Here is a 9,237-nt window from a genome sequence, read left to right on the forward strand (position 1 = left end):
TGGTAATATTCGTGTAACCGTTGATGAAAACGGGGATGTGAAGGGATATAACGACTACTATCCATTTGGACTACGCATGCCTGGGCGGTCAATGAACACGGCTCTGAATTATGCGCTGTACAAATACTCAAGTAAAGAACTGGATGAGGAAAATGGGATTAACTGGTATTATTTTGGGGCGAGATATTATGACCCATTGATTGGACGTTTTCTTTCAGTAGATCCATTAAATAATTTAGATTTAAGCAAAACACCTTATCATTATGGAAGTAACAATCCTATTACTCATATTGATATTGGAGGTTTAACTGATATTGAAATAAAAATTAAGAGGTTTCTAGAAACAAAGAATTCTACAATTGGTAGAATAGTAGTTAGTAATTCAGGAAATGATAATACCTTACATGGTTACACATTGGAATTGCCTTATAAAGATAATAAAAATAATATTAGTAGAATTAAAGCGGATATTTATGAGGCTAAATTGGATAAATCTAAAAAATTTGGTGAAGTAATAAGACTAAAAGATAAAAATGGACGAACTAATATATTAATTCATCAAGGTAATCAGCCGGCCGATACAGAAGGATGTATTTTACCAGGTACTTATTATAAAAGGGATTGGGTAGGTTATAGCAGAAAAATGAAGAAAAAAATTATAGATTATATAAAGAATATTATTAAAAAAGATAAAGAGAAAAAAGAAAAAACAAATATTATAGTAATTATTCAGGATCCTGATAAAAATAAAGAAACAAATAATGATAACAAAGATTTAAGGAGTTAAAATGAAAATTAAATATTTGATATTTATTTTTTTACAATTTACAATGTTATATTCACAATCAAAAAATAATGAGATTAAATTTCTTGAATTAATACAACAGTATAATAATAGAGATGGGGCTTCTGGTTATGATATTAGTTTTAAAATTTCTAAAATGTTGATTATTAATGATACTATTTTTTTTAAAATAATGAACGATCATAAAAATGTATTTTTAGATTGGTTGAATGAACTTCAGTATCAAACATTTACTGTATATGATTATGAAGACGATGTTGATAAAATTTTGTTAAAAACTATGCTTAATAAGCTTAAAGAACTTATGATAAATACTACAGAAAAATATTTAAATAGCTCTGAATATCAATTAATGGCTAAAAAGTTATATTTTGAATTAAAAAATATTAAAATACGATTTATTGAATAATTCGGAAAACATTATACTCAAAAATTATTTTTTTTAATAATATTAAGTTCTATTATTCCAAGGCTATTTTTGGATTTTACAGATGAAATTGAAATTGGACAGCATTTCAGACAATTCGTCCGATTACGCCGATGCGGCCAGGCGCACGGAATTCTTGCTTGCTCATCTACAGGGGCAGGATTAATCATAAAGTCGAGTGGCGGGGCCAATTTAAAAAACATGTAACGTCAAGCTCAAATTTTGATCATTGAGGTTGCAATATCGTATAAAATTTTAGATATTAAATTAATACAAAATGGAATAACTATGAACAGGCGAATTAAACACATTATCAAACTCTTTTCCTCGGATATTCAGCAAATTTTAGGAGGCAACTTAATTGCCCAATATTTATTCGGCTCCTATTCGCGGAAGCAGGCGGATGAATCCTCGGATATAGATATTCTTATTATCGTCAAACAATTTGATTTTACTTTAAGGGAAAAAGTAAGCGCCCTGGCCTCGGAATATTCCATAAAGTATGGCGTAAAGATTTCACCCATTTTAAAAAATATTGAGGTCTGGGAAAAAAATAGACAATACCGAACCATATTTTATCAAGAAATTGCTCGCGATGGTGTACGTTTATGTTAGAAAACGAATTGGTTGTTCTATCCGAATATCGATTAAATAAGGCCAAAAATTTATTAACCCAGTCACGACTTCTTTTAGAAAAACAAATGTACGACGGTAGTATTAATCGTTCCTATTATGCAATTTTTTTTGCCATTCGGTCTCTTTTAATTTTGCTTAAACTCGATAGCGCCAGGCACTCGGGAATTATCGCATTATTTGATAAATGTTTCATAAAAACCGGACTTATTGATAAAAAATTTAGTAAGATTGCACATACAGCATTTGATGCGCGTCAGGACTACGATTATGAAGATTTTAGCACGCCCTCGGAATCTGAGGCTATTTCATTATTCCAAAGTGCTGAAATATTCATAAATGAAATCGAAAGAATAAGAAAAAAAATCGTAGATAAAGAAATTACATTGCCAGGCCCCTGCTAATTAGAAGCAGCAGAAAATTCAGAAACTCTCAATCAAAAATGGCTTGGCGCTCTTTGAAAAATCGAGTTTTTAAATGTTTCAATCCTCGGTTTAAAATGAATGTGACCAATCTCGTGCGCATAATGAACGACGGGCAAAGCAACCACGATTTTTTGTGGATATTGCAGAATGAACAAAAGTGGCGCAGCGTGTTTGCCGCCTCGTCCGATTACGCCAATGCGGCCAAAAGTCTTGCATGTATTTTTAATTTAGAGGAACAAACCCTTTAATTGCCCAAAATGTTGTATTACGTTTTCGTTGGTTCTCATAATTTCATGTAAATTAAATGAGTTTAAACAAACTAAAAGAAGATATGCTTTTTTAAAAAAGAGAACATTGGATTTAAATTATGTTGATGCATTATAAAATTTTATTTACTTTCTGATTTAAGGTAAAAATGATCATAATATCAGATATGTGTAAAACTTTTATATTTAGCAGCCATGCTATTCAAAGGATGTTTGAGCGCGCAATTAGCAACTAAGCTGCTTTAACTGCCGTTCTGACCGGTGAAATCATAGCCGAATACCCTGACGATAAACCTTATCCAAGCTATCTGTTCTTTGCCAGAATTAAAGGGCGCCCAATTCATGTTGTTTGTGCTATAGATTCCTCCGCCGAATTATGTTATATTATAACGGTGTATGAACCGGATCCAAAGCTTTGGAAAGAAGATTTTAAAACGAGGAGGACATAATGAAATGTGTTATTTGCAAATCCGGAGATACGAAACCGGGTTTTGTTACGGTAACGTATCCATCCGGTGAAGTACATATTGACTTTTTAAATGAAGCTTGTAGATGATTAATTTTCGAAATTCTTTTTCCAGTTTTCTGGCAGTAGGTCTTCAAGCTGATCTTCAGGATAACCTGGCAAGATGGTAAATAATTTTCTTAAATAATTTTTTGGCTCAAGACCGTTAAGTTGGGCATTGGCCAATATGGTGTAAAAGATGGCTGCCCGTTTCGCCCCTTTATGACTACCCGCGAAGAGATAATTTTTTCTCCCCAGAGCAATCGGCCGAGCATGATTTTCAACCAGGTTGTTGTAAATCTCCAGGCGACCGTCTTCCACATATCGCCTTAAACGTAACCATAAACTCAAAGTGTAATCGATGGCCTGACCTATGGCACTCTTTGGCACCACCTCCGCTCTGTTCTTCAAAACCCATTGGTGCATTGCCTCAAGTTGGCGAATGGAATGCCTTTGCCTAAAATGGTATCGTTCTTCTGAGGTTAATCCTAATTCTTGTGCCTTTCTTTCTACCATATACAAATATCGGATGCGCTTTAACATCCAGGATGATCTCTTCTTGTCATTTTTCAATGCGTGTTCAAATTTGCGACGGGCATGAGCAAAACAGGCCAATTGAATCACATCTGACCTGCGGCCAACCTCGTTGTAACCAGCATAGCCATCGGTCTGCAAATAGCCTGTAAAATCTTTTAAAGTCTCTTTGGGAAAGTGAGCATGACGCCCAGGAATATCCCTTATTGTTACAGGACTAAAATAGGGCCAAAAGAAACCAATATGAGTTTTGCCTTTCTTCGTACTATCTAAAACAGGAATCGTGGTTTCATCAACCATCAGATAATTCTGGCTCAAGATACGCGCTCGTTGAACATTATAGATCGGCTCCAATTTTTCCGCAACCGCCTTAATCCAATCATTAAGTGTTAATTCTGCGATCTCCAGGCCTGAACGCTTTAGAATACTTCCTTCAAAACTTATAATCCCGCCACAGCGGGATGCGAAAATTTTTGTGCTGTATGAGAAAGTAAAAAGGTTGAGTTGTTTAATTGTTTAATGGCCCGTCCCCGAATATCGGGATTTCCGCTTGGCTCCAACCTTCGGCCGGATAAACCTGTCCGGCTGGCCAGACCTGTCAGGCTGCGTCTTGCCAGACTGGCGGGCCTGTCCGGTGGCCAGACGGGCCTGTCCGGTGGCCAGACGGGCATCTCCCCGAGGATCAGGATTTGGAATGACGCTCGGCACGAAGCCTCACTGATTGTCATTTAGACCTTATAAAAGTCTCGAGCTGAAGCTCGAGTTACATTGCGGCTTTGCTGCCTTAGGATCTTCAGCACAAAAATTTTAATCCGCTAATGCCCACCATTTAATTTAAAGGAAGCCCGCTAAAAAATCGCCCGTGATTTTTGGATGAAATACAGGCGGTTTTTCCGTTGTGCGAATTATTGCAGAATGCGGTCGATTAAAAAGGCGTAATCAAAGGCCACTTCTTTTAGATAATCGTAGCGGCCTGATGCGCCCATGTGTCCCGCGCCCATGTTCGTTTTTAAGAGCAGTAGATTGTCATCGGTTTTGGTAGCGCGTAATTTGGCCACCCACTTGGCCGGTTCCCAATAACTGACGCGTGGATCATTCAAACCGGCCGTAACCAGCATATTTGGATAATTCTGTGCTTTGACGTTATCGTAAGGAGAATACGATTTAATGTACCAGTAATATTCTTCCTGATTGGGATTGCCCCATTCATCGTATTCAATCACCGTTAAGGGCAGGGTTGGATCCAGCATGGTATTCAGTACATCTACAAACGGTACGTGGGCGATCACGGCCTTAAACAGGTCGGGACGCATGTTGGTTACGGCGCCCATGAGCAGGCCGCCCGCGCTGCCTCCGGCAATGGACAGTTTTTCTGGACTTGTAAAGCCTTCCTGAATCAGATATTCGGCACAGGCGATGAAGTCGGAAAAGGTGTTTTTCTTCTTTAACAATTTCCCGTCTTCATACCACTGACGTCCCAGGTCACCTCCACCGCGGATATGCGCAATAGCGTAAACAAAACCGCGATCCAGCAGACTAAAAATATTTGAAGAAAAATAGGGATCGCGCGGTACGCCGTAGGAACCGTAGCCGTACAAATAGGCCGGATTAGAACCATCCTTTTTCAGTCCTTTTTTGTAAACCAGAGAAATGGGTACCTTTACGCCGTCTTTGGCTGTGGCCCATAGGCGTTCCATCTGGTAGTTGGTAGGATCGTACCCTCCGAGTACTTCCTGTTTTTTCTTCAGCACCCGCGTTCTCGCCTCAAGATCGTAATCATAGATTGAACGCGGCGTAATGAGGGACTGGTAGGAAAAGCGCAGTATTTTGCTATTGTATTCCACATTGGAAACCAGAGAAACCGTGTAGAGCGGTTCCTCAAAGGCAATAAAGTGCGTTTCCATGTTTTTTACGTTTGTAACACGAATGCGTTTTAGCCCTTTATCGCGTAGCAGGATGACCAGAAAATCCCTGAACGGTTCTACACGTTCCAACATCACATCTGGATTGTGGGCAATAACCTGCTGCCAGTAGCGCGGTTGAATGCGATTGACCGGCGTGCGCATCAGTTTAAAATTGATGGCCTCTTTATTGGTTAAAATGTAAAAGAAGTCTCCCAGATGAACAAGGGAGTATTCCACCTTGTATTCCCTGGGCAAAAACACTTTGAATGGGGCAAGCGGCTGATCGGCCCTTAAAAACCGCTCTTCTGAGGTGACCTGACTGGAGAGGTTCATGAAGATGTACTTACCGCTTTTGCTGCGCCGCACGCTGATGAAGAATTTTTCATCTTTTTCATGATGCATCAGAACATCTTGGCTCGGGTCCTGTCCCAGTTGATGATGGTACAGCTTGAAAGGACGTTTTGCTGCGTCCAGCACCGTGTAAAAGAATGTTTGGTTATCATTGGCCCAGGCCAGTGTGTAATAGGTGTTCTCTATGCTTTCGTCAAAGAGCTTTCCGCTCTGTAGATCCTTGATGTAAATGGTGTAGGTTTCGTTTCCCGTGGTATCGACCGAATAGGCCAGGTAGCGGTGATCGGGGCTGACCTCGAAAACGCCGATTTCAAAAAATTTGTGCCCTCTGGCCAGTTCGTTCTCATCCAGGATGACTTCTTCCGCGGCTTTTAGGCTCCCTTTTTTGCGGCAGTGAATGGGGTATTGCAAGCCTTTTTTTGTCCGCGTGTAATAATAGTAATCCCCTTTTTTGACCGGTACAGAAATATCGGTTTCTTTGATGCGCGCTACCATTTCTTTGTACAATTTTCCCTGTAAAGCCCGGGTGTGGGCCATCATGGATTCGGTGTAGGCATTCTCCGCTTTCAGATATTCAATCACTTCCGGATTGGAACGATCCCGAAGCCAATGGTAATAATCTACTCGTACATCATTGAACATGGTATCTCTGTGGGCAATGCGTTTGGCAAGCGGCGGTTTGATTTTGTTTGACTGACAACTCATAAGAAGAGCCCCTATTAAAATCAACAGATTTAACATCTTGTAGTACATGGTTTACCTCCGACTAAATCATAAAAAGCGAATTTACAAAGATAGTTATTGTGAAGCAATCCTGCATTGCATTTTCAAAAATCCTTAGTAAATTCTTACAGAAGAGAGGAACGTCGGGCGCAAGCTCTCTTCTTCCGGAGGCGTTTCTCTTCGTTGAAAAAATGCATTTGCACAGCAGAAGACAAAGAAGGTAAAACACATTGTTTGCGTTCAAAAACCTGAAAACAATTAACTCCCGCCGACAACTGAGTCAGCTGTTGGGTAATAAAATGGGAGGGCGGAAAAAATTCTATTTTCTTTTCATAATTTTACTTTTTGGGTCGGCCTGTACGTCCAATCACTGGGCCGATCGTCTGGACTGGAAAGAGCTTTCGCTGTCCGATTTACCCGACTCCAGTGATTATCCTACAGCGCATGCGCTTGTTCTGCTCGACGAAGGACAGGTTTCCATCGAAGGGCAGGGAGAAATTAAACTTACGCGCTTCGACCGGCATCGCGTGATTCGTGTTTTAGACCGCGGCGGTCTGAGCTATTGCAATGTGGTTATTCCATATTTCCCGGGTAATTCCAGTGTGGATCAGATTAAAGCGCGCACCATCCATGGCGATGGCCGAATCAGCACCCTGAATCCGGATCAGATTTTTGATATTTTTCTCTACCCGGATTTTATTTTTTATGCCGATCAAAAAGCCAAGAAATTTACCTTCCCTGATGTGGAGCCCGGCGACATTCTGGAATACCGTTATCAGATACTGTACCAGAACCTTACCCTGTACCATAGCTGGAATTTCCAGGACTTTATTCCTGTACTGCGTTCCCGCTTTGAAATTCAGTTTCCTTCTTCCTGGAAATTGCGCCATAAGGTGTATCATTACCAGCTGGAACCGGACAGCGTTAAGCGTCCCAGTGGTTTTAAGACCATTTACAGATGGCAGGTTAAAGATATGCCGGCCCTGATCAAAGAACCGGCCATGCCGCCGCTGGCCGATGTGGCAGCCTATCTGTTGTTTGCTCCACTCGGTTTTGAAAGCTGGAAAGATGTGGCCAATTGGTATTTTGAACTGAGTAAGGATCGCCTTAAAGCCGATCGAAGCATCAGGGAGTTCGTTCGCCGATTGCTGACCAACACCAGCGATGAGAGGCAGCAGTTGCAAATCATCTACGAATGGGTTCGGGATCACATTCGCTACATTGCCATTGCCATCGGCATTGGCAGTTACCAGCCTCACTTTGCCAAACAAGTTTTTTTGAATCGTTACGGCGACTGCAAGGACATGGTCACATTGCTGTGCGCCATGGCTCAGGCTGCCGGATTGCAGGTTTACCCCATGTTGGTTTCCACCCGACAAAACGGGCAATTGGACACCAGTCTGGCCACTCCTTTTCGTTTTAACCACGTTATCGCTTTTTCACAATTAAAAGATGGCCAGACATTTTACCTGGATCCTACACACAAAGGGGCGCCTTTTGGTTTTTTGCCCTGGTATTTACGAAATGTGTACGGCCTGATCGTCCGCAAATATGATGACTATCGGTTGCAGAAGATTAGCGATATTGAAACCAGTAATCAAACGCGTGTTAGAGGACAGATTACCTTTCGAAAAGATGGATCGGCTGTCTCTACGCTGCAATTTTCCTTTTACGGCTCACCGGCCGCCCGCCTGAGGGCTGCCTTGCTGCCTGCCAATGTACCGGATCGCAAACGCTGGCTGGAGACCTTTTTGTGTCAGATGGATTGGCCGTTCCAGATTCAGACTTTTCGGTTTCAGGGACTGTACACTTTTTCAGACACGCTACGCTTTAATGTGCAGTTTGAGATGGGCCAGGCTCAGGAAGCGCAGCGGCCTTTGAGTTTTGTCCCCGGGCAGTTAATCGACCCCGATCTGTGGCAGTTGTTTCGTGCGGCTACGCGTGTGCATGCCATTCAATTCGGTTTTCCTTTTTCCAAAAGCCTGGAATTAAGGATTACCTTTCCGCAGACCTGGAACATGCGAATCCGCCCCCTGGCCCAGCAGGCGACCAGTGCCTTTGGCCGTTTTAACCTGACATGTACTACCGAACAAAGCAATGCCCTGAAATTAATCTATGGCTTTCAACTTTCGGAGCAGGAAATTCCGGCGGAACAATATTCAGCGTTTCAGTCCTTTCTTGATCGGGCGTATCGCTGTTTTGCCCAGCCGATCGTTTTTAGCCAGAAGGGCCAGCCGATTCGTTTTTAAAGAAAAAAGGGTTTTGGGCTTCTTTCTGATCAAACACAGAAAACGCTAAAAATACTCTTTTGTCAACTCTCTGTGCTCTCCGCGGTTGTTTAAATTCCCGCGCAGATGTTTTGGTTGCCTTGGGTGTTGTCCGGCCAAATTACCTTTTCACAGCGAAGCACGGAGCACAAAGACGCAGGTTCGTGATCTTTTGCCTCTATTCAGCTTTTTTGTACATTATCTGGACTGTTAATTCGTTATTGATTATATGAGTTCAGTATAAAAACCACGAATTTCACGGATTAACACGAAGATATTTGATGTAATTTAAATAAAAACAATAGGCAAATTTAAATAAAATTCGATAATAATACCTTTTTAGAGTGGACTCTTATATTAAATTATATTAATATGAACAGTAAAAATTAATTCAGTT

General features: G+C 41.1%; 9 protein-coding genes. 6 read left to right on the plus strand and 3 right to left on the minus strand.

Annotation, left to right across the window (positions count from 1 at the left end; translation table 11 throughout):
* The 5 genes from ACWB0I_RS07710 to ACWB0I_RS07730 all read left to right on the plus strand — a co-directional run.
* On the plus strand, positions 1-787 hold a 787-nt coding region (locus ACWB0I_RS07710), incomplete at its 5' end, for a DUF5675 family protein (RefSeq protein ID WP_479387475.1).
* 1 nt (position 788) lies between these two features.
* The gene (locus ACWB0I_RS07715) at positions 789-1,214 is read left to right on the plus strand and encodes a hypothetical protein (protein WP_479387476.1); all 426 of its coding nucleotides are present in this window, start codon (positions 789-791) and stop codon (positions 1,212-1,214) included.
* 306 nt (positions 1,215-1,520) lie between these two features.
* Entirely contained in the window at positions 1,521-1,847 is a 327-nt protein-coding gene (locus ACWB0I_RS07720; RefSeq protein ID WP_479387477.1) for a nucleotidyltransferase domain-containing protein, read from the plus strand.
* On the plus strand, positions 1,841-2,269 hold the full coding sequence (locus ACWB0I_RS07725) for a HEPN domain-containing protein (RefSeq protein ID WP_479387478.1): 429 nt from the start codon (positions 1,841-1,843) through the stop codon (positions 2,267-2,269). Before ACWB0I_RS07720 ends, ACWB0I_RS07725 begins: the two co-directional genes overlap by 7 nt.
* Before the next feature lie 541 nt (positions 2,270-2,810).
* Entirely contained in the window at positions 2,811-3,005 is a 195-nt protein-coding gene (locus ACWB0I_RS07730) for a DUF4258 domain-containing protein (protein WP_479387482.1), read from the plus strand.
* 107 nt (positions 3,006-3,112) lie between these two features.
* Here the strand turns inward: ACWB0I_RS07730 and tnpC are convergent, their stop codons facing one another.
* The 3 genes from tnpC to ACWB0I_RS07745 form a co-directional block, all read right to left on the minus strand.
* Complete coding sequence (gene tnpC, locus ACWB0I_RS07735; RefSeq protein ID WP_479387483.1) at positions 3,113-4,108, minus strand: IS66 family transposase; 996 nt, start codon at positions 4,106-4,108, stop codon at positions 3,113-3,115.
* A 3-nt stretch (positions 4,109-4,111) separates the two neighbouring features.
* Positions 4,112-4,303: a hypothetical protein gene (locus tag ACWB0I_RS07740; RefSeq protein WP_479387479.1), complete on the minus strand. Its 192-nt coding sequence runs from the start codon at positions 4,301-4,303 to the stop codon at positions 4,112-4,114.
* A gap of 197 nt (positions 4,304-4,500) precedes the next feature.
* A complete protein-coding gene (locus ACWB0I_RS07745; protein ID WP_479387480.1) occupies positions 4,501-6,555 on the minus strand; it encodes a S9 family peptidase in 2,055 nt (684 codons plus the stop codon).
* A 317-nt stretch (positions 6,556-6,872) separates the two neighbouring features.
* Between ACWB0I_RS07745 and ACWB0I_RS07750 the strand changes: the two genes are divergently transcribed.
* Entirely contained in the window at positions 6,873-8,822 is a 1,950-nt protein-coding gene (locus tag ACWB0I_RS07750; RefSeq protein ID WP_479387481.1) for a DUF3857 domain-containing transglutaminase family protein, read from the plus strand.
* The last annotated feature ends 415 nt before the right edge of the window (positions 8,823-9,237 follow it).

The sequence above is a fragment of the Caldithrix sp. genome (assembly GCF_056497305.1).

Coding starts and splice junctions, on each gene's coding strand:
- ACWB0I_RS07715 (WP_479387476.1), top strand. CDS start 789: ATGAAAATTAAATATTTGATATTTATTTTTTTACAATTTACAATGTTA.
- ACWB0I_RS07725 (WP_479387478.1), top strand. CDS start 1,841: ATGTTAGAAAACGAATTGGTTGTTCTATCCGAATATCGATTAAATAAG.
- ACWB0I_RS07750 (WP_479387481.1), top strand. CDS start 6,873: ATGGGAGGGCGGAAAAAATTCTATTTTCTTTTCATAATTTTACTTTTT.
- ACWB0I_RS07745 (WP_479387480.1), bottom strand. CDS start 6,555: ATGAGTTGTCAGTCAAACAAAATCAAACCGCCGCTTGCCAAACGCATT.
- ACWB0I_RS07720 (WP_479387477.1), top strand. CDS start 1,521: ATGAACAGGCGAATTAAACACATTATCAAACTCTTTTCCTCGGATATT.